This is a genomic window from Cohnella massiliensis (assembly GCF_900169535.1).
Taxonomy (GTDB): Bacteria; Bacillota; Bacilli; order Paenibacillales; family Paenibacillaceae; genus Cohnella; species Cohnella algarum.
Genome location: NZ_LT821258.1, coordinates 352,708 through 372,189 on the forward strand (window position 1 = coordinate 352,708; position 19,482 = coordinate 372,189).

The 19,482-nt window shown below is 54.6% G+C and carries 19 protein-coding genes; 2 read left to right on the top strand and 17 right to left on the bottom strand.

The annotated features are described in order from the left end of the window. Positions 1-7: 7 nt before the first annotated feature. The 12 genes from B7E11_RS11235 to B7E11_RS11290 all read right to left on the bottom strand — a co-directional run bounded on the left by B7E11_RS11235 (position 8) and on the right by B7E11_RS11290 (position 12,074). Positions 8-1,933 (bottom strand): motility associated factor glycosyltransferase family protein, encoded by a 1,926-nt coding sequence (locus B7E11_RS11235; RefSeq protein ID WP_080834408.1) that lies wholly within the window; start codon positions 1,931-1,933, stop codon positions 8-10. Next, on the bottom strand, positions 1,914-2,237 hold the full coding sequence (locus tag B7E11_RS11240) for a hypothetical protein (protein ID WP_139787149.1): 324 nt from the start codon (positions 2,235-2,237) through the stop codon (positions 1,914-1,916). The genes B7E11_RS11235 and B7E11_RS11240 overlap by 20 nt, the downstream gene beginning before the upstream one ends. Beyond that, complete coding sequence (locus B7E11_RS11245; protein WP_080834411.1) at positions 2,227-3,174, bottom strand: class I SAM-dependent methyltransferase; 948 nt, start codon at positions 3,172-3,174, stop codon at positions 2,227-2,229. The genes B7E11_RS11240 and B7E11_RS11245 overlap by 11 nt, the downstream gene beginning before the upstream one ends. Positions 3,175-3,340: 166 nt before the next feature. Further along, positions 3,341-3,706 carry a hypothetical protein gene (locus B7E11_RS11250; protein WP_080834414.1) on the bottom strand — a complete coding sequence of 122 codons (366 nt, stop codon included), beginning with the start codon at positions 3,704-3,706 and terminating at the stop codon, positions 3,341-3,343. Positions 3,707-3,810: 104 nt separating this feature from the next. Beyond that, positions 3,811-5,250 (bottom strand): glycosyltransferase, encoded by a 1,440-nt coding sequence (locus B7E11_RS11255; protein WP_080834416.1) that lies wholly within the window; start codon positions 5,248-5,250, stop codon positions 3,811-3,813. 25 nt (positions 5,251-5,275) lie between these two features. Next, the gene (locus B7E11_RS11260) at positions 5,276-6,226 is read right to left on the bottom strand and encodes a GDP-mannose 4,6-dehydratase (protein ID WP_080834418.1); all 951 of its coding nucleotides are present in this window, start codon (positions 6,224-6,226) and stop codon (positions 5,276-5,278) included. Between the two features lie 27 nt (positions 6,227-6,253). Continuing rightward, positions 6,254-7,369, bottom strand: coding sequence for a GDP-mannose 4,6-dehydratase (gmd, locus tag B7E11_RS11265; protein WP_080834420.1), 1,116 nt, complete (start codon positions 7,367-7,369; stop codon positions 6,254-6,256). Between the two features lie 55 nt (positions 7,370-7,424). Further along, the gene (locus B7E11_RS11270; protein ID WP_080834422.1) at positions 7,425-7,679 is read right to left on the bottom strand and encodes a hypothetical protein; all 255 of its coding nucleotides are present in this window, start codon (positions 7,677-7,679) and stop codon (positions 7,425-7,427) included. A gap of 39 nt (positions 7,680-7,718) precedes the next feature. After that, positions 7,719-8,855 carry a CgeB family protein gene (locus B7E11_RS11275; RefSeq protein ID WP_080835464.1) on the bottom strand — a complete coding sequence of 379 codons (1,137 nt, stop codon included), beginning with the start codon at positions 8,853-8,855 and terminating at the stop codon, positions 7,719-7,721. Positions 8,856-8,890: 35 nt separating this feature from the next. Further along, positions 8,891-9,991, bottom strand: coding sequence for a CgeB family protein (locus tag B7E11_RS11280; protein ID WP_080834424.1), 1,101 nt, complete (start codon positions 9,989-9,991; stop codon positions 8,891-8,893). A gap of 339 nt (positions 9,992-10,330) precedes the next feature. Then, complete coding sequence (locus B7E11_RS11285; protein ID WP_213084136.1) at positions 10,331-11,299, bottom strand: alpha/beta fold hydrolase; 969 nt, start codon at positions 11,297-11,299, stop codon at positions 10,331-10,333. 76 nt (positions 11,300-11,375) lie between these two features. After that, complete coding sequence (locus tag B7E11_RS11290; RefSeq protein ID WP_245809682.1) at positions 11,376-12,074, bottom strand: TetR/AcrR family transcriptional regulator; 699 nt, start codon at positions 12,072-12,074, stop codon at positions 11,376-11,378. Positions 12,075-12,671: 597 nt separating this feature from the next. Between B7E11_RS11290 and B7E11_RS11295 the strand changes: the two genes are divergently transcribed. After that, a complete protein-coding gene (locus B7E11_RS11295) occupies positions 12,672-13,799 on the top strand; it encodes an IS630 family transposase (RefSeq protein ID WP_080834426.1) in 1,128 nt (375 codons plus the stop codon). A gap of 107 nt (positions 13,800-13,906) precedes the next feature. On the opposite strand, the gene B7E11_RS11300 is transcribed toward B7E11_RS11295, so the two are convergent. The 5 genes from B7E11_RS11300 to B7E11_RS11320 form a co-directional block, all read right to left on the bottom strand. Further along, positions 13,907-14,701, bottom strand: a complete 795-nt coding sequence (locus B7E11_RS11300; protein WP_080834428.1) for an SDR family NAD(P)-dependent oxidoreductase — start codon at positions 14,699-14,701, stop codon at positions 13,907-13,909. A 50-nt stretch (positions 14,702-14,751) separates the two neighbouring features. Further along, entirely contained in the window at positions 14,752-15,780 is a 1,029-nt protein-coding gene (locus B7E11_RS11305; protein ID WP_080834430.1) for a helix-turn-helix transcriptional regulator, read from the bottom strand. Between the two features lie 144 nt (positions 15,781-15,924). Beyond that, a complete protein-coding gene (locus B7E11_RS11310) occupies positions 15,925-16,788 on the bottom strand; it encodes an SDR family NAD(P)-dependent oxidoreductase (RefSeq protein ID WP_080834432.1) in 864 nt (287 codons plus the stop codon). Between the two features lie 45 nt (positions 16,789-16,833). Next, the gene (locus B7E11_RS11315) at positions 16,834-17,730 is read right to left on the bottom strand and encodes an NADP-dependent oxidoreductase (protein WP_281256492.1); all 897 of its coding nucleotides are present in this window, start codon (positions 17,728-17,730) and stop codon (positions 16,834-16,836) included. An 80-nt stretch (positions 17,731-17,810) separates the two neighbouring features. Further along, a complete protein-coding gene (locus tag B7E11_RS11320; RefSeq protein WP_080834434.1) occupies positions 17,811-18,569 on the bottom strand; it encodes an SDR family oxidoreductase in 759 nt (252 codons plus the stop codon). A gap of 182 nt (positions 18,570-18,751) precedes the next feature. Between B7E11_RS11320 and B7E11_RS11325 the strand changes: the two genes are divergently transcribed. Further along, positions 18,752-19,390, top strand: coding sequence for a TetR/AcrR family transcriptional regulator (locus B7E11_RS11325; RefSeq protein ID WP_080834436.1), 639 nt, complete (start codon positions 18,752-18,754; stop codon positions 19,388-19,390). Positions 19,391-19,482: the final 92 nt, after the last annotated feature.

Consider the following 19,482-nt stretch of genomic DNA (forward strand, 5'->3'; position numbering starts at 1 on the left):
GAGGCCGTCATTTTCGTCCGTCCCCGTCCGCAAGCTTGCCGAGGGCGATCCCGATATTCCGGACCAAGCTCTCGCAAACGAAACGCAGATGCTCGAACGTCTCGTATTGAACGAGGAACGCCTTGCGGAAGGCGTTCGGCGAAGACGGCGGGCCGAGCGCGTTCAATTTGTAATATCCGGCCATGATGACTTGCTGAAAGTAAAGGATGTGCATGTCGGGCGAAAGAAATTGCATGATTTCCTTCCGGTTTCGCTCGTATTCGCGGCGGAAGCCCGGAACGAGCGCGTCCGTGCCGGCTCGCGCTTCCTCGGCGAGCCGCTCGCAGCCGCTTTTCCGCTTCGCCATGCGCTGCTCCAGGGAACGATATACGTCCCTGTATTTGGCCAGCTCGATCGCCAGCCGCTCCCGCTTGCGGGTTCGGTCGTCCCGGTCGAGCGAACGCTTGGCTTCGTTTATGATTTCATGGGGTTTGACCCGCAGCGGCTCGCCGCAGTACGCCCTGACGACGGCCGAAAGCTTGGCGACGGCCGTTCCGCCGATCGCGGCGCCCGTTTCCGTCGTATTGATCACCGTCGCCCGCGGATGTTCCGCGATCATCTGCTCGAAGATGAGCTTGAATTGGTACCAGATGGCGTTCGAGGGAATCATCCGGCCGTCGTTGCTCGGCAAATGGACGGTCGGCTGTTCCCGGAGCCTTTGCACCGCCTCCCGGTGCGCCGCCTCGGCGTACACCGATTGGGCGCTGTGCGTCGATCCGTCCCGGCCGTACGCCAAATCCTGCCCGACGAGCGCGATCGGGTCGGCCCCCATGTAGAGAGCCGCTTCGAAGGCGAAATGCGCCGAGCTTTTCCCGCCGAACAGCGCGCTGCCGTCCCCAACGATCTGGTTGAAAAACGAGCCGTTCGATTCCAGACTGCGAAAAACGGGAATTTTCGGCCCCTTGAACGAGGAAAAAATCCGTGGATCGATGACGGCCATGCCGAGCAGCGCCAGCTCCCCCGGATACGCCTTCCCCTCGAAATGACGCCGATAGCTTCGCTCCGAGCGTTCCGATACGCAAACCGCGTCCGGCACGATTCCGTTGCGCAGCAGCGGGGTGACGGCGGATTCGCTGGCCACGATAAGCGCTTTGCCGCAAGCTTCCTTCAACGCCGGAATCGCCCGGTCGAGCGAAGGGCCGTTGGCGATAATGAACGCCGGAACGTTCGCAAACCGGTCTTTCAAACAGCTCAAGTACGGATTTTCGAGCACTTCGTCCACATTGTCGACGATCTGATGAAACCCGAGCACGGAATCGTAATGATCGTTCCCCATTTTTTCCAGCTGCAGCATGAAAAACTCGAAAACCCGTTCGTGAACGCGGAAGCATTCGCGTTTCATCAGCCTGGATCCGGGAGCGAAGGCAAGCGTGGGAGCCGTGCACCCGTGGAAAATGTCGGACGACATCAGCCGTTCGAACTCCGGCGCGAATTCCTCGTAGCGGCCGACGAAAAAGGCGAATTTTCGCGAACGAAGGCAAGGCTCCAGATGAAACTCGCGAAGCATCGCGGCAAACAGCCGGATATCGGGCTCGAATACGAACACCAGCGTCTCCGGATGTTTCCGGGTCGCAATTTCGAACAGCGGATACCCGAAGCCGCAGCCGTAAACGAATAGCGCGCCGACCTGCTCGAGCGGAATTTGGTCGCACCATTCCTTCGCCTGTCCGAGAGGATCGGCGCCGTTGATCATCGCGGACGTGTCTACGCTCCCGTAACGCGCGACCGGCAGTCCCGAGGCTGTCCGCAGCACCTCGATCCGGCCGTTCGCTTCCTCCGCCTCCGCCTGCAAAATCCGCCGCTGCAGCGGTTCCTGAAGAAGCGCCAGGTTGCGGCGGAATAATCCGTCGCCGTTGCCGCCATGTTCGTCTTCGTCAACCCGGATTTCCGGCATTTGCGGTCACAACCTTTCGCCAATCCCGAACAAACGGAATGAGGCTCCATTCGAATTCGTCGACGATCGCGACGATGTCCCGGTTCCGCACATGGGCATGCAGCTTCGTCAGGAGCGGGACAAGCTTCGCAGGCTCGCTGCCGCCATCCGCGGCCGCGGCGTCCGCCATCGCTTCCAGCAGGTCAAGCGACTGCAGAAAGCATTCGTAGCCCGTTTCGTCGTTATCCCGCTTCCATTCTTGGATGCACGAAGATATCGCCGTTTCCAACTGCGCCAGCGTTTGCTCCATCCGTTCACGACTCATGCGCATCCGGTTCCCCCCGTTCCCCGACGGACTTCCTTATCGCCGCGAAGCCGTATCCGTAATCGGGATGCTTGTCGCCGAGCGGCATATACTCGTATTCGACCGCAAGCCCGGCAAACAGACGCCCGAGCTCCTCCGGATCCATCCCCTTCGTCGTATAGCGGAGGTACGGCTCGAGTCCTTTTTCCGTTCCCGAATGAAAGTCGAACGTTACGATCATGCCGCCGTCGGCAAGCAATCTGATCAGCTCGCCGGCAGCCGCGGCCCGCAATCCGTCGTCCAGCATATGCATAAACAAGCCGACTGCCAAAATCAGATCGAACGACCCTGAGGCGAACGGAAGATCGTCCGGATCGGCATGCGCATACGCGACGCCGGGCGGCGACTGCCGCCTTGCCTCCGCGAGCGCTTCCCGGCTCAATTCGACTCCCGCGAGCCGCTTCGGTTCCGCTCCGCGCCCGATGCAGGCCCGCAGCCACGTTCCGTCTCCGCAGGAGGCGTCCAGCACGGACAGCCGGCCGATTTCGGGAAGGCCGGATTGCGCGAGCAGCCCGAACAATTTGCTTTCCGGAAGCTGCCGCTTGAACGCCAAATAGAAATTGGACATTCGCACATTCCCCTCGACCCATTCCGCAAGCCGGGCCTTTTCCTTCGCCGTCGCTTCCGCGTTCGCCCGCGCCTCAAGTCGTTCCGCGTCCGGCAAAAACGTTTTCCAGCCGATATTTTTGTACCAATTCAAATGCTCGATAATATCGTTGCGGTGATTTTGCATCCGGGATTGCCAGATTTCCATCGTTTTCCCGATCGCGTTCCATTCCTCCGCCGACCACAAAACCGCCTTGAGCTGCTCCGCGTCGCTCCGGATTTGGCGAATCCATTCTTTGGCTCTGCCGGCGCTATGCGGATTTTCCCCGAGCGGATGTTCTCCGAGCTCCATCTGCTTTTGCCTCCTTGAACCGAAGCCGAGCTTGCCCTTCCCGCGCGGCCCGTTACCGAAAAAAACGTCCGTCCATCAATTTATGTCGGCGGCTCCGGACAGGTGACCGCCTCGACTCATCAGAAAAAGACCGCCGGCAAGCGGCGGTCCCTCGATGACAGAGCGATTACGGATTGTCCGTCGGACTGCTGGCGAAGAACATTTCTCCCGCCTGGATGCGTTCCACCGCAGCTCCGCCGACCAGCGTAATTTCCGGAACGATGTTCGGATTCGAATAGCGAACCTCGACCGCAAATTGAGCCACCGTCGACGTAACCGTAAAGGAAGTCGTCAAGTTGTTGTTTGCAAGAAGAGCGAAGGCCGTTTGCGAAAGAGCCGTTTTTACGCCGGCAGCCGGCACTTCCCAATAGATGATGCGGGCCGTATTGACGCCGAGATCGTCGTTCATGTTCGTAACCGTCACGCTGACCGTCGTCGTCGCATCCAAGGAAGCGCGCGGAATCGCCCCTGTTTTATACACAAAAACTGCCATATCAGAGCACCCCTTTCGTCGTGGTATGCTCTATATAATGCAGACTGGCCTTCCGGTGATCGGGCCTTGTACCATGAAGATTCGACCAATTATGAAACGAGGCTTCAATACCAGCCCAGTTCTTTCAACCTTTGCTTCATCATCCGTCCCGCCACCTCGGGCGAAAATTGCGTCCGGATCGTCTCTTGTCCCCTGAGGGCAAGCGCCGTGCGCCATTCCGGATTGAAGGCGAGCTGCTGCATATACCCGGCCGCTTGCGCGATGTCGGGTTCCGCCCATATTTGATGAGCCTGGTACGGCCCCGCCCATACGTCGCCCACATGGACCATCGTGTAGTCGACGAGACAGGAATTTTCCGGACTCATGAAGTCCGTGTTGCCGGAATAGTTCGTTCCGATGACCGGCTTGCCGAGGAACATCGCTTCCGCGAGCCCCAGCCCGAAGCCTTCGGCCCTGTGCAGCGAAACATAGCAATCGGTGCTGTTGATCAGCGAGTTCACCTCGATCCGGTTCATCAGCCGGTCCATCAGGAAAATGTTGCTGTGCCCGTCGATGAGCGGACGGATCTGCTCGACATCCTCGGGACGCAGGCTCGAATTGTTGACCTTCAGCACGAGTCCGACGCGCGGGTCGTCTTTATCGAACGCCATTTTGAACGCATCGATCACGCCTTGCGGGTTTTTGCGCGCCATCGTGCTTTGCAGGTCGAACATCATAAAGAAAAGATAGCGGTCGTGCGGCAGGCCGAAGGCGTCGCGGTTCAACTCCGGGATAAAATCGACGTGAATGCCGTGGGGAATTCGTACCACCGGCACCCTCGATTTTTGGGCGATAATCTGCTGAACATACGTCGTCGGGGCCCAGATTTCCTGTACGTAATTGAAGCCTTCGCACAGTTCGTCCGGAAACTCCGGCAGTTCCCAGTGCCAGACGCCGATGTTGAAGCGGTTATGCCACAAATCGTGACCGAAATAGTTGTGGCAGTGCGGCAGGGAGTCCGAATTCATGTGGAAAACGTTGACCTTGTAAAGCGGTCCTCCCATTTCCTTATGCACCCAGGTCGAATCGCCCATGCCTTCGGAAATGACCTCTTTATAATCCAGAATGCCGAACGGAATTCGATTGGCTTCCAGCGATCTTGCCGCAAGCCGCACCGACTCGCCTAGGCCCAGCTCCGCCCGCAAAAATCCGACCAGGTTGATCCCTCTGTAAAATCCGGGCGCTCCCGTGTCCGCAGGTTCTTCGGGCTCCCCGCGATGTTCGGGCTCTTGGTGCGGAGGATGTTCGACGACCTCCGGCGGATGCTCGTGAACCGGAACGGCCAGCCTTGCCCGCTTCCCTTTTTTGGCCAAGCGCAGGCTTCCTTTTCTTTTGCCGCGCCGAAGTCGCCCGTACGATTTTTTGAGCTTCAGCTTCCGAACCTTTTTGAATTTAAGCTTGAGCGATTTTTTCTTCGTCTTTACCCCCCGATACGTCCTGCGGACCTTCACCGAAGTTCTTTTCCGCTTGCTCCTCGTTTTCGCTGCCGTCGCGCCATGTCTCATGCGAATCGCACCCTCCCCAAAAATGTCATTGCGCCTTGCGCCAATCCTCCAGCAAATCCTCAAGCGTGCGAGAAAACGGAATTTCCGGCCTCCAGCCCGTTTTGCGCTCCAGCTTGGAATAATCGCCATACAGCGTAGCCGCATCGGCGGGCCGCAGCCGATCCGGGTCCTGCTTCACCTTGATCTCGACGGCGGCCAGGGAGAGCAGCCGTTCGAGCAGCTCGCGAATCGGCCGGCATTCGCCCGAGGCGACGTTGTAAATTTCCCCGGGCTCCCCCTCCTTCAGCGCCAGCCAGTACGCGCGAACGACATCCCTCACGTCGGTAAAATCCCGGCACGCCTCCAAATTGCCGACGTACAGCACGGGCGGACTCTCGCCCTTTTCAATCCGGGCAATTTGCCGGGCAAAGCTGGAAGCGACGAAGTTGTCGCTCTGTCTCGGTCCGATATGATTAAAAGCCCGGGTGACGACGATCGGCAGGCCGTAGCTTTTGAAGTACTGGTAGCCGAGCAATTCCTGGGTCGCTTTGCTGACCGCGTACGGGCTTAAAGGGCGAAGGGGATTCGTCTCCTTGAGCGGCACTTCGTGGGGCTTTACGCTCCCGTACGCTTCGCTGGAAGCGGCGATTTGGATTTTGCAATCGATCCCGCTCAGCCGAACGGCGTCCATGAGGTGAATTTGTCCGGCGATATTGTTATGCAGCGTATCGATTGGCGAGCCCCACGAAACCGGAACCGAACTTTGCGCTCCGAGATGAAAGATCAGATCGGGCCTAAGCGTTTTGACGACCCGGTGGACGGCCTGTTCTTCGCGCAGATCGCATTCCACAAGCCGAATGCGCCCAATGGCGTTCCCAAGCCGTTCCAGCTTGCTGCCGCTGCGCACCATGCCGAACACTTCCACGTTCTGGCTCAACAAATAATCCGCCAAATGACTTCCCGCAAATCCGGAAATGCCGGTGACCAACGCTTTCACCGTTCCCGCTCCTCCTCTCTCGCCGGGCTATTCCATGTCGATTTCCGCGCCGAAGCCGCCTTCTTTCAAATGCTCCGCTTTCCGGGCTTCGTTCAAGTCTCCGGCCACCATCTCCTTTACGAGCTTCCGCAAGTCGTAATTCGGCGCCCACCCCAGTTTGGACTGCGCTTTGGACGGATCCCCCAGCAGCAGGTCCACTTCGGACGGCCGGAAATAGCGGGGATCCACCGCGACGATTTCGCGGCCGACCGGAAGCTGGAACTCCGGCAGGCGGCACGCCTTGACGATGCCCTTCTCGCCCTCGCCCTCGCCCCGGAACTCCAGCTCGATGCCGAGCTCGTCGAACGCCAGCCGAACGAATTCCCGCACCTCCGTCGTTACGCCCGATGCGATCACGTAGTCTTCGGCTTCCGGCTGCTGAAGCATCAGCCACATCGCTTCCACGTAGTCTTTCGCATGGCCCCAGTCCCGCTTGGCGCTCAAGTTGCCGAGCCGCAGCTGTTCCTGCAGCCCGAGGGCGATTCTCGCCGCCGCTCTCGTAATTTTCCTCGTTACGAACGTCTCGCCGCGAATCGGACTTTCATGATTGAACAAAATGCCGTTGCAGGCGAACATGCCGTACGCTTCCCGATAGTTTATCGTAATCCAGTAAGCGTACAGCTTCGCGGCGGCGTACGGACTGCGGGGATAGAACGGCGTTTTTTCGCTTTGCGGCACGGCTTGCACAAGTCCGTACAGCTCCGACGTCGAAGCCTGGTAGAATCGGGTTTTTCCGGTCAACCCCAGAATCCTTATCGCTTCCAGCAGCCTCAGCGTGCCGATGCCGTCGGCGTTGGCCGTATACTCCGGCGATTCGAAGCTAACGTGTACATGGCTCATGGCCGCCAGGTTATAAATTTCGTCCGGCCGAACCTCGGCGACGATCCGGATCAGGTTCGCGGAATCCGTCAGGTCGCCGTGATGCAAAAAGAATTTCGCGTCCTGGACATGCGCTCCCCGGTACAGACCGTCGATTCTTCCCGTATTCGAAAGAGAGCTCCGGCGTTTCAAGCCGTGAACGACGTAACCTTTCGCGAGCAGCAATTCTGCCAGATATGCGCCGTCTTGACCGGTGATGCCGGTGATCAAAGCTACCTTGCTCATCGACCATTCTCCTTCTTCCGAGTATTGGCTTCGTTCGCTAATCGTCTGCGGCCGTTCAGCTTGCGGCTCGGCCTTCGTCCGCCAGGCCTTCGGCGAAGCCCGCGTTGAACCCCTCGTTATAGCCTTCGTTGAACGCAGAGCTCGCTGTTGCCGCTTCGCTTTCCGGACGGCGGCCGCGGTCCGGACCCGATTTCTTCGGCAGCCTCGGGGACCGTACGGAGCGGATCCCTCCCCTCGCTTTTCGCGATCGGGCTTTTCGTCCGCTGCCGGTCCGCCGTTTTGCCGCGCGGCGTTTGCGAAGGTTCGCCATCGTTTCACCTCCCGCCTTCGGGGCCGAGAATCGCGCCCGTCATCCGAAAATGACGCCCATCATCTGGGCAAGCCGCTTCGGGTACGTATGCTCCGTCAACGTGCGCCTGAGCGCCCGGACCGCGACTTCCTGCCGTTTGCTTTCGTTCTTCAAATAAAATTCGCTGATTTCGATCAGCTCCCCGAGCGAAGAGTATGAGAGCGCCTCCTCGCCCAGCTTGTAAAACCGGCCAAGGTCCCCCCGGTTGTCGACCAACTGCAGCGTCCCGCATGCCGCGATTTCAAACATCCGGGGATTGGGCGAGCTCGCGGGAATTTTTCGGCTGTTGAAGTTGTACGTCTCGTCGTCATGCGCCCGATGCATGTTGAGAACGACTTTGGAGGCGTTGTAGATTCGGGCCGTCTCCTCCGGGGTCAGCCAGCGCCCCAAATCGATATCGCGTTCGAGCAGCCGGTAATTTTTCAAGCGGTCCCACCAAAGTCCGCAAATGTACTTTTTTTTGCCCGCCAAATACGGCGCAAGCTCGTCGAACGCCTTGACCCGGTTCCAAAAAGCGCTGCCGATAAAACAAAAATCCTTCCGCAGCACCAGATCGAGATGGATCGGGCGGAATTTCCGGGTGTCGGCGGCAAAGGGCAAGTAGTGAACCTCCTTGCAGCCCAACTGGCGGTAAAAATCGAGGCAGTTCATTTCAAGCGAAAAAACGTAATCGAAATGAGGCGCGATTTTATCCGTCATGTCGGTGTAATAAGGGTCGTCGGCAAACCAGACCGCCGTCGGTATGCCGGCCTGGCGGATGCGGTAAATCGATTGAAGATCCAAATGGAGGCTCTCCAGCACCAGCACCAGGTCCGGTTTGTGCGCAAGTGCTTCCGCGGCGAGCTTTGATTTGGTTTCCGGGCTTTGCTCGAAAACGACGACCTCCCGCGCGACGACCCGCAAACCGTGGATGATCGCCTCGTCAAGCGGCGAGTACGGATAACCTTTTCCTGACGTTACGTACAGTATTTTCACATTCCATTTCCGCTCCGGAACGACTTGCGCCTGCCGACGAACGGCTTCGCATCGCCCGAGAAGATAGCCGATTTGCCGGCCGGTTGCGTAGCCTTCGTTCCTTCGGCTCTTAAACGCAAGCTCATGATCGGGCAAGCTTTCGTTTCGCTTCCTTTTAGCCATCGCCTCCGGCATCCTCCTTTCCGCGGATTGGTTGGCTATGCCTCTCCGAACACGACCCGAAGCAGCCGATCCAGCCGGTGGGCGTACGTATGCTCCTTCCGGGTTCGCACGAGAGCGTTCCAGGCCATGCTTCGCCGTTCGCTTTCGCGATTCAGGTAATAGCGGATTTTGTGCTGGGCTTCCTCGGGCGAGGAATAAACCGCGATTTCCCTCCCCGGCGCAAAATAAAGCGGCAAATCCTCCCGAATGTCGGTAAGCTGCAGCGCGCCGCTCGCGGCGATTTCGTACGTTCTCGGATTGATCGATTTTCCGGGAAGGTTCGCCGTATTTTTCTCTTCTTCCGTCTGCCTGTGCAAATTAAGCACGATTTTGGCCCCCGCGTAATATTTGGCGCATTCGTCGGGCGACGTGAAGCCGGGGCGAATCCGATCCTGGAGCAGGGAGTAGTTCGCGAGACGCGTTTCCCATAAGCCCCCGATAATGACCGTTCGCAGTCCCGCCAAAAATTCGGCCATCCGGTCGAAAAACAGCGCCCGGTTCGGAAACGCCGTGCCGATAAAGCAAACGTCGCTGCGGTATTGCGGTTCGACATGAGCGGGTCGATAACAGGCACTGCTCGCCGCGAGCGGCAGGTAATGGACATTCGCGCAGCCGAGGCTTCGATACCAGTCCGCGCAGCTGAGCTCATGCGTAAACACCCAGTCGTAATGCGGCGCGATTTCCGCCGTTTCCACCGTAAAATAAGGATCGTCGGCAAACCAGATCGCCGTCCGGCACCCCATTGCGCGTATTCGAGCCACCTGCTCCAAATGATCGGCGGGAAAAACGTGAAGCCCGTTCATCACCAAAACGAGATCGGGAGCGTGTTCCCGCGCCTGATCCGCCATCGTCTCGGCATTTCCGACGATGAGGGCGGACACGGTTTGCGACAGCCCCTCGATGACGCCGCGGTCGACCGATTCGAAGCCTTGCGGAATATACAGCACCCGCAAATTTTTCGGGGGCGACGCGTAGCCCGGCGTGCGGCGAACGATCGCTTCGCACATGCCGAGATGGTAGCCGTCGTCCCAGCCTTTTCGATAGCCTTCCTTGCTTCCGCGGACGCCCGCCTTTGATCGATGACCTGTCTTCTGCATCCCATCACCTCCGTTTTCGGGTCGGGCGGCCGACATTTATCCCCATTGTATTAGCGGACGAGTATCTCCTGTAACGGCACTTGTACAGTAAGCGGCCATCATTGGGCCGGGCTCATCGGCGAAAATAAAACGGCCTCCCCTGCTCTGATCGCAGGAGAGGCCGTCGGGCCGGAAGCGGGCTTGTCCGGGCTCGATCCGCCGGCGGGAATCATGAATACGCCGATGATGCAAGCAGGCATCAGTCGGTGAGTGGATCGCTACTTTAAGAAGCAGACGGTTCAGTTATACAAAGGCGGGAAGTCTAGAGCAAGCATCGTGCGGGAGTACGGCTTGACGGTTTCAACCGAGATTGAAAAAAGCCGTCAGTTCTTCAGCTACCACTTCTGGCTGTTCCTCAGGGAGGAAGTGGCCGCAGCAGCTTATTGCACCTCCCCGTACATCTTGCACAAAGGCCTTGAGGGGAGTGACCATATCTGCGATGGAGCCCTGATCCGAGCCAAGAGCGAGAACGGGTGTCTTCAGTTTCCCCATGGCGGATAGTTCGCGGTTTTGTTGAGCGGACAAGGATGCGTCGCGGTAATAGGCGAGGCCGGCACGTAGCCCGCCCGGCTTCTTGAAAACGCGCAGATATTCCTCGATGTCGGCCTCTGAGAACGCCTCCGGGTTAGCCGCCTTTCGCCGCAAGAACCAATCGAGATATTCACGCTCTCGGCCGGCGATCAGCATTTCCGGAAGATCCGCGACTGCGTGAAATGCGAAATGCCAGGTCCGCCACGCCCGCTCGGGAGCGGTTGGCAGAGCGTCCGGTAAGGTGATGCCTGGAATTCCTGCATCCATAAGAGCTAAACTCCGAACCTCATCGCCGAACAACGCCGCATAGGTATAGGCGACCCACGCACCAACATCGTGAGCGGCGAGAAAATATCGTTTCGTTCCAAGCTGCTCGAGGAACTTGTGCACCGTGATCGCCAGAGTCTTCGTGTCGTAGCCGACCGCCGGCCGGTCGGAATCACCCTGTCCAGGTAGATCCAATGCAATGAGCTTGTAAGTCGGAGCGAGCAGCGGCATGATCTTGCGCCATGCGTACCAACTCTCCGGAAATCCGGCGAGGAGCACTACCACGTCACCGCCCTCATTCCCTCCGGCCACGTAATGCAGTCTCACACCGTCCACAGTCTGAAAGAGGTGCCTGAATCCGGCCAATTCCGGCTCGGCTCGAGAAATCGGAGGCGCTTCGATCGTCCTCTTCTCAGCTTGGGGCGTGGGCATTTGGTTTTTTTCATTTTTTTGACTTTCGATTGAACTCATTGTTAGCACTCCTTTATTTGTCGAATAAACGTTAATTTTCAGGACGAACATTCCCATAATTTTAAAATATATATATTCATAGCATCTCCATTACGGAGTTCATCATGTCATAAATCTTTTTTTTATCCATTTTCACCTTGGATACTACATTGATGCTGTGATTAAGATTCAGCAATAGGTGGGACAGCGCTTTAATATCTTTGTTGGGGTCGATTTCTCCCGTCTGCTGTCCTTTCCGGAGAAGCTCATAAAATGCCTGTTCCAATTCCTCGAAACCGTCTTGTATCATTTTACGCAGTTGTTCATCCGGCGAATCCAGGCCAATGGTTGCGTTCGTAATCAAGCAGCCTCTGGGCAAATTTTCATCAAATGCGGAAGCAATATGATAGTCAAAATAGTGCCGTATTCCAGCTTTTGCGGAAGAAGCATTTACCAAGAGATTTGTTTTATACTCGCGTGTTTTTTTGTAATGACGCAGTGCCTCAACATAAAGCGTCTCTTTGTCCACAAACGTTTCGTACAAACTCGATCTGCTTATTTTCATGGCTTCTAATAAATCCGGTATGCTTGTCGTTTCGTAACCTTTTTCCCAAAAAACTAACATTGCCTTATGAAGTACGTCCACCTTGTCAAACTCTTTGGAACGTCCGATTGTGATCACCCCCTTAACGCAGAGACAGTATTTTCTTTCGGGAACGAATAGTCCTTTTTTTGTTATGTATGATTCCAATTCAGTTCCATTAAAATGCCCGGTACGTCCCTGTTTCCACTCCACCGAGTTACGTCTCCTTGCGGTTACGGTAATCTGAACGATCATCATGGAGCGATCGAGTTCATCGACGGACGTAAATTGAGTGAGGCAATAAATAATGCAATGGCCAACAGTAGTATGTTTTTTTCATTTCTCGTTGCCCCCTTTATGTATAAAATCGTTCAAAGACGAAAGCATCACAGGGCGAGCAATCTGCTGGGTTATTCCGAATGTAATACCAATAATAGCAAAAACTTTTTCTGAACCATTTGGTCCAAAAATGATAGCGTTAAGGTGCCCGAATGCCCTGACCACAGAACTGGCTAGTAGCATTCAGTCAACGTACACTTTTTTGAAATTTTCGAACCGATTAGTCCAGAATAAACACACAAAAACGTGTTGCGTTAAGATCTGCTCTTTCAGAGCGAATATACCACTTTCGGAACGAATAGTCCAGTATTTTATAGTCTGAAAAAGATCCACATATATCGCGGCTTTTTGATTTTATCGGAACAAATTCTTGTCATGAGTCCGTACTAGTATAACGACCCCTAAATAATGTAACTATATTCCAGCAAGATGTGGTATACTCTTCGTAACGAAATTGAACGGAGAGAGAACATGCCATTTCAATCGAAAAAAGAAAAATTGCAGCTTACCGATATGGATCGAGAGATGCTTCGAAAAATCAGTCACTCCCGTTCCGAAGAGTACCGCCGAGTAGAACGTGCCCGGATGCTTCTTCACTATGCCGACGGTCTGAGCATTCCCAAAATTGCAGAGACGCTTGGGACCACGGTGCCGAAGGTCAATCGTTGCGTTGATAAAGCGCTGACACTCGGGCCGGAGGCCGCTTTAGGCGAAGAGCAGCGTTCCGGGCGTCCGGCTGTTGTCACTCCCGAAGCCAAGGCGTGGGTCATTTCACTGGCCTGTCAGAAGCCGAAGGAATTGGGCTACTCGTATGAAGTCTGGACGCAACGTCTACTGGCTCAGCACGTACGGAGTCATGCGGCTTCTGCAGGCCATGAGTGCCTCTCCAGCATGTCGCCCAGCAGCGTGTTTCGTCTGCTGAACGCCCATGACTTACAACCACACAAAGTCCGTTATTACCTGGAGCGCCGCGATCCCGACTTTGACGCCAAGCGCGCCGAAGTCTTGTGCGTGTACCAGCAAGTCGAGTACATCTTGGAAAATGAAGAACTGAAACCGCTCTGCGACGTGTACTTATCCTACGACGAGAAGCCCGGGATTCAGGCAATCGGCAATACCGCCGAGGATTTACCTCCAGTTCCTGGAGAGCATCCGACGATCAGCCGCGACTCCGAGTACAAGCGGCATGGCACGCTTAGTTTGCTGGCAGGTATTGATTTGGTCACGGGCGAAGTCATCGGCTCGGTCGAAGAGCGGCATCGCAGCTGCGAGTTCGTCGACTTCCTCAAAAAATTGGATGCCCATTACAGCCCGGAGTTACGCATACAAATCATATTAGACAACCATTCGGCGCACATCTCAAAGGAGACCAATGACTACTTGCAGACGCGCCCGGAACGTTTCGAGTTTGTATTCACCCCCAAGCACGGTTCCTGGCTGAATGTGATTGAAAGTTTTTTTGCGAAGATGACCAAACAGGTACTTCGTCATCTTCGAGTTCAGTCCAAAGAGGAATTGAAACAACGCATTGAGTTATACCTCCGAGAAGTGAACGAAAACCCGACGCCCTTCCGCTGGAAATATGGCTTAGAAGGGTAATGAGTCATGAACATTATTTCAGGAGCTTTCTACTAGACTGCATAGTCCGGACTAATTGGCATTGTTTAACGAGGTTGCCCGTTCTATTCCGCGGCAACCTCGTGATGTTAAAATATTGTCGGTACCATTCCCCCATCTATGCGGATCGGGGATCCTTTGAAGGCGGAGGCCATCGGGCTGCAAATGAAAGCAGTCAAGCGGCCGATCTCCACTGGTCTGATAAATCGTTGGATTTCGGATTGAGGCAGGTTCTTCGTCACAAAGTCTTTCTCTTTAGCCTCGAAGGTCATCTCTTCGTTCGAATAAATGCTCTCGATGATCTGTTGCACGTTCTCGGAGAGGGTCGGTCCCGGCAGGATCGTGTTCACTGTAACTTCGGCGCCGCGGGTCAGCTTGGACAAGCTCTTGGACAATGACAACAACATGGATTTAGTTACACCGTATTGAGGCATCTGTCCGGAAGGCATGGCGGCTTCCTCACTCGCGATGAAGATAATACGGCCGTATTCGCGACTCAGCATGGAAGGCAAATAAAACTTGGTTAAGGCGTTGGCGGCGAGAAAGTTCGTGCGGAAGTACTTCTCCCATACGGCATCGTCTACGTTGTCATAGGACATGATCTCATAGATCCCCATGCTGTTGACGAGGATATCGACGTGGGGGAAATTCTCGAATAATGCTTCTCTTTGCTGAGCATCGACGAGATCGGCGGTTGCATTTCGAGGTTCCGTTTCCGGGAACGCCGCTTGGATCTCAGCTACCGTGCGCTCTACGTCATCGTTGTTACGACCATTTATGAGAACATGAACGCCTTCCCTGGCAAGTTCAAAGGCAATCGCTTTTCCTATGCCTCTAGTTGATCCCGTTACTAAAGCTGTTTTATTCTTCAATCCCATATCCATCTGCCTGCACTCCTTATGTTCAGGATAGGGATTATGATACATCGTTTCGCCTACTCGGTAACTAACACGGAGCGCCAATTCTCTTGCGCGACGCGCCAATTGGCGGGAGTCTCCCCTGTCCATGAGCGGAACGAGCGATAAAACGAATTTTGGTCCTCGTAGCCGACGAGAAAAGCAACCTTTTTGATCTCCAGCGCAGGGTCTGCCAAGTAAGCGACAGCCATCTCCCGCCTCGTTTTCGCCAGCAACTGTTTAAAGCTTTCGCCTTCTTCCGTCAGCCTTCGCTGCAAGGTGCGCTCGCTCATCCCCAACTCGGAGGCTACGGTTTGGATGTCGATTCTCCCTCGAGTCAGGCATCGAGACAGGATCCACTGCACCTTAGCGCTCACGGTGAGCTGGCTCTGTCGTTGTTCCAGCGTACGATCCAAGGCGGGAGTCAGAATCTCGAGAAGTTCTTTGTTGTACGACGTGAAGGGGCGGTCCAGATCTTCGCGGATCAGCGTTAGCCGATTGCGATCCGTCCCCGTCCGTACGCGGCAGCCGAAATAACTTTCAAGGGCTTCAACATCGCCCATGGGGTTTAGGGATTCGACGGAATGTGCCTTCAGATGATGACCGGTTCCCCGACGCCCGAGCTCAAGCAGATAGGCGAGCGTAATGCCGACAAGCACCGGCGGTCCGGGTAGCTCGGCATGCTGCCATTCCAATTCAATCGAGCATTGCTCGTCTTCTTCCTGAATCTTCAAGTTTTCCGGAGGGCACATTTGCTTATAGCGCGCCATTCGGTTCAGCGCGTCCCGGTAGTCGCGAGCGTGAAAGGTCGCCAAAGCATCCGGCGGATACTGAGCTGTCTCGTACGCGGTCGCAAGCTTGACGATTCCCGTAGCGATGTCCCCGACTAGTTCGGAATAGGCTTGCCAGATCGAAAAATATTGGGCGGTTGTGACTAACGGTTCGGTGATGACGGTTAGCGGTAGACGTGCTTGGCGTGCTACATCAATGGGTTCTACCCCTATTCCCCTCAGGCTAGTCCAGAAACCTGGCGCGATCTTGACACGGTCTGCGGAAGGAGCGTTCATGCTGCCGACCTCCAAGAACAAAGTCAAATTGCAATCATCCACGGAGCCTGTGGACCATTAATTCCTCTGATTATAGCCTAACCGGGCGGGATGAGGCCACCCGGTTAATTCATTTGCGGTGGCCTCATGATCTATTTTTCTGCGTTATCGTTGAACACTCCCGCCAAGAAATTCATGGCTATAGATATCGGAGATTTTTTCCAGCACATGCTGCGCATGTTCTGTAAATTTCAAGTCCGCAATTCGATCTTTGAACAGAAACACGCCGGTCTCATTGCTGTTTTTGCCCAGAGCTCCCTCATATAATAGGCTGGCTCCATGTGTAGGCGGAGAGGAAAAAAACTTCATAAACAGTTCAAACCCTGCGGTCAGTCCGGAATCTTTTCCTTTTCTTAGCGTGTTGTTAATGCCCGGGTCAACGCTGCGGATCTTGATGCCTTCCTTGGCAAGCTGCGGTGCGACGGCTTGGGTCCACAACGAAAGAGCCAGCTTTGAAGTCGCATAGGGTCCATACATTTTGCGGAAGGTTTTGGGATGCTCCAATTTTTCGATCGTAAACTCCTTCGTAAATCTAAACACCTGCGACGAAGTGTTAATCACCGTTTTTAAGCTGCCGTTCTTCAACAGCTCCTTTAATTCCATCAGAATAATATAAGGAACGACCGTCAACAATTCATAATGCAATTCCCGGCCTTGTTTCGAATAACGAAGCTCACTTAAGCCTCCTCCGGCGTTGTTGAACAAAATATCGATCCGCTGTTCCTTGCTTTTGATTTCTTCCAAAGAGTGTCTCAAGCTGTCATAATCGGCGAGATCCTTCACTTTATAGGCTCGGAGCCGTCCGTCCTTGAGATGATTTTGGAGGAATCTGTCGTCCGCCGGAAAATCCGACCGGTTTAAAGCAACCACCTGCCAGTTCTCCGACAGCATTTTCCGGGTCAATGCCAACCCGATCCCGTTACTTGCGCCTGTAATCAGTGCAATATGTTCTCGTTGGTTCTTACTCAATGCATGTCCTCCTTCATTCAGAATTTCATCGGTTATATGTGCTCATCAGTCGGAGTCGGGCAGGAGGATCAATTTGCCGTGGGCACGCCCGCTCTGACTGATTTCGACAGCTGAACGCCATGCGTCGAGTGCGAAAGTCTTGGCGACCGGAATCGTGAACTTGCCGTCTGCTGCGTATTGGGCGAAGTCGCCGACAACGTCATAACGTGCGGTATGTAATTCTCCATAGCTGGCGCGAACGCCAAGTTCAGCGGCTGCGGCGAAATCGCTGACGGTTAGGACATGCTGAGGATGCCCATTGACGATTTGGACCAGATCTTTCAATGAACCGCTGATTGGTGCGGTATCCAGGGCGAGATCAACCGGCTGCTTCGCCAGTTCGGTCACTCGTTCGACCATTCCATCACCGTACGAGGTCACCATCGCCCCCATGGCGCGGAGTTTGTCGGCGTAGGCAGTACCAGCGGTTGCGACCACTCGGGCACCGCGCATGAGGGCGATCTGGACGGCGGCGAAGCCTACCGTTGTGCCGGCTCCGTGCACGAGTACGGTCTGGCCCGAACTCACCCCGAGAGTATCAATCCCCCGGTAAGCGGTTTCGACCGCCATTGGCAGTGCTGCAGCCTGTACATAGTCGAGTCCGGCCGGCATGCGGAACCAGTAGTACATGATCGCTCGGTCGGACGCACCGGCGCTCGATCCGCCCATGAAATCGGCGGCGCCCAGAACGGCATCGCCGATGGCGACATCGGTTACGCCCTCTCCAACCGCGTCTACAATCCCGGACACGTCCAGACCAATCCCGCGAGGCAACGGCAGTTGACCGGCAAAGTGTCCTCGGCACATCGCCCAGTCAACCGGATTTAACCCGCAAGCGCGCACCCTTACGCGAATGCGTCCCGGACCCGGTTCTGGGATTGCCGCCTCCTCCAAACGCAACACATCGGTCGGTTCGCCGTAGTCGTGGAACCGGATTGTCCGTATGGTATTCTCGCCCTGAGCCAATTGCGAACGGAGAGTGATCAGATCTGGGAGCCGCCTCCGTCTACAGGTATCTCAGCCCCGGTGGTATAGGTGGCGTCAAATGCCAGGAATGCTACGACTTTGGCGACCTCGACTGGATCGCCCAAACGCAACATCGGGATCTGCTGTCTCATCTGTGCCTTTGTCTGTTGGGCCGCTTCTTTCGGCATTGACTTTTCCATGATACCTGTGTCAATGACGCCGGGACTGACTGCGTTGACGCGAATATTTCGAGGCAATAACTCGCGTGCCAGACTTCGAGTCATGGAGCGCAGCGCCGCTTTACTAGCTGCATACGTACTGAGCATGGGGAGACCCACTACGTTCACGATTGAAGTCGTAAGTACTACCCCGCTTCCTGTGCTCAGGAGTGGAGCGAGTTTTTGTACGGTAAAGTACGGCCCTTTGGCGTTGATTGTAAATATCTCGTCGTACGTTTCTTCGGTCGTTGAATCGAAAGGGACAAACCCCGTGACACCAGCGTTAACGAACAGGGCATCTATCGTTCCAAATTCAGCCTTCACTCGATCGGCTAACGCGGCGATATCCTTCAATGAGGCGGCATCGCTTAAGACCGCGATTGCGTTGTTGCCGAGTTGTTCACGAGCCGCATCCAGCGTTGCCTGAGTACGTCCAGTAATCAGAACGTGTGCCCCTTCGTCCACTAGCAACTTCGCCGTCGCAAGGCCGATTCCGCTGCTGCCTCCCGTGATCACGACCTTTTTGCCGGAGAATTTGCCCTTACTGAATTGTTCCATTTGAATCGTCCTCCCTTTGGTTAATCCGCAATCGGATGATTAGGTACAGAAACGATTATATAGCAATCGTTTAACTAAGTAAACTAATTTTATTAATTTTGTTCACTTAATAAATTCAATACATGAAAATCAGCAAATTTGTTATAATAAGTTCGAGAGGCATTAAAGGGAGGCACTTATCTGTGAGAAAAGCCGTGAGTGTAGATGCATATGTAGAAAAAATAAAACCCATTATAAGAAGAACAAGATTCAGCCAACTGAAAGTCGACGATCTCGCAAAATATATGGATATCAGCAAAGTGACACTTTATAAGTACTTTCCCTCCAAAGACGATATCATCGAACAAGTTGTGAATTATTACATTGATTACTCGAAGAAGGCTGACACCGTTGTCAAAGACGATTCCGTCTCTTTTTTGGTTCGTTTTCAGTTAACATTTTTACAATCCTTGATGTGTGCCGCGTTTATCTCCGATTTATTCTTGCAAGATCTGAAGGAATTTTATCCGCCCCATTTTGAGAAACTGTCCGTTGCCCTGCAAAATCGGAATAAAAGCTTACAAACATTTTTTGAATTAGGAATGGAGCAACAGATTTTCAACAGATTGAATGCCGTGTTGTTTATGGTTCAAGATGACGCTGTGCTGCGGCGTTTTATCGAGCCGTCATTTTCGATTCAGTATGATATCACCTTGAAACAAGCGATTATGGATTTCTACTGCATGAAGCAGTATCAACTGCTAAAACCTGAATATCTGAAGACGATAGACAACTCCGATATGGAAAGGAAGATCGTTCATATTTTGCAAGCCATTTCATAAGTGAAGCGTATAAGGGCTCGAAATGACGCGTCCAAGAAAAAAGGAATCCCCCTAGAGGAATCCCTTCGCTAATAAAAATTATCGTGTTTGAC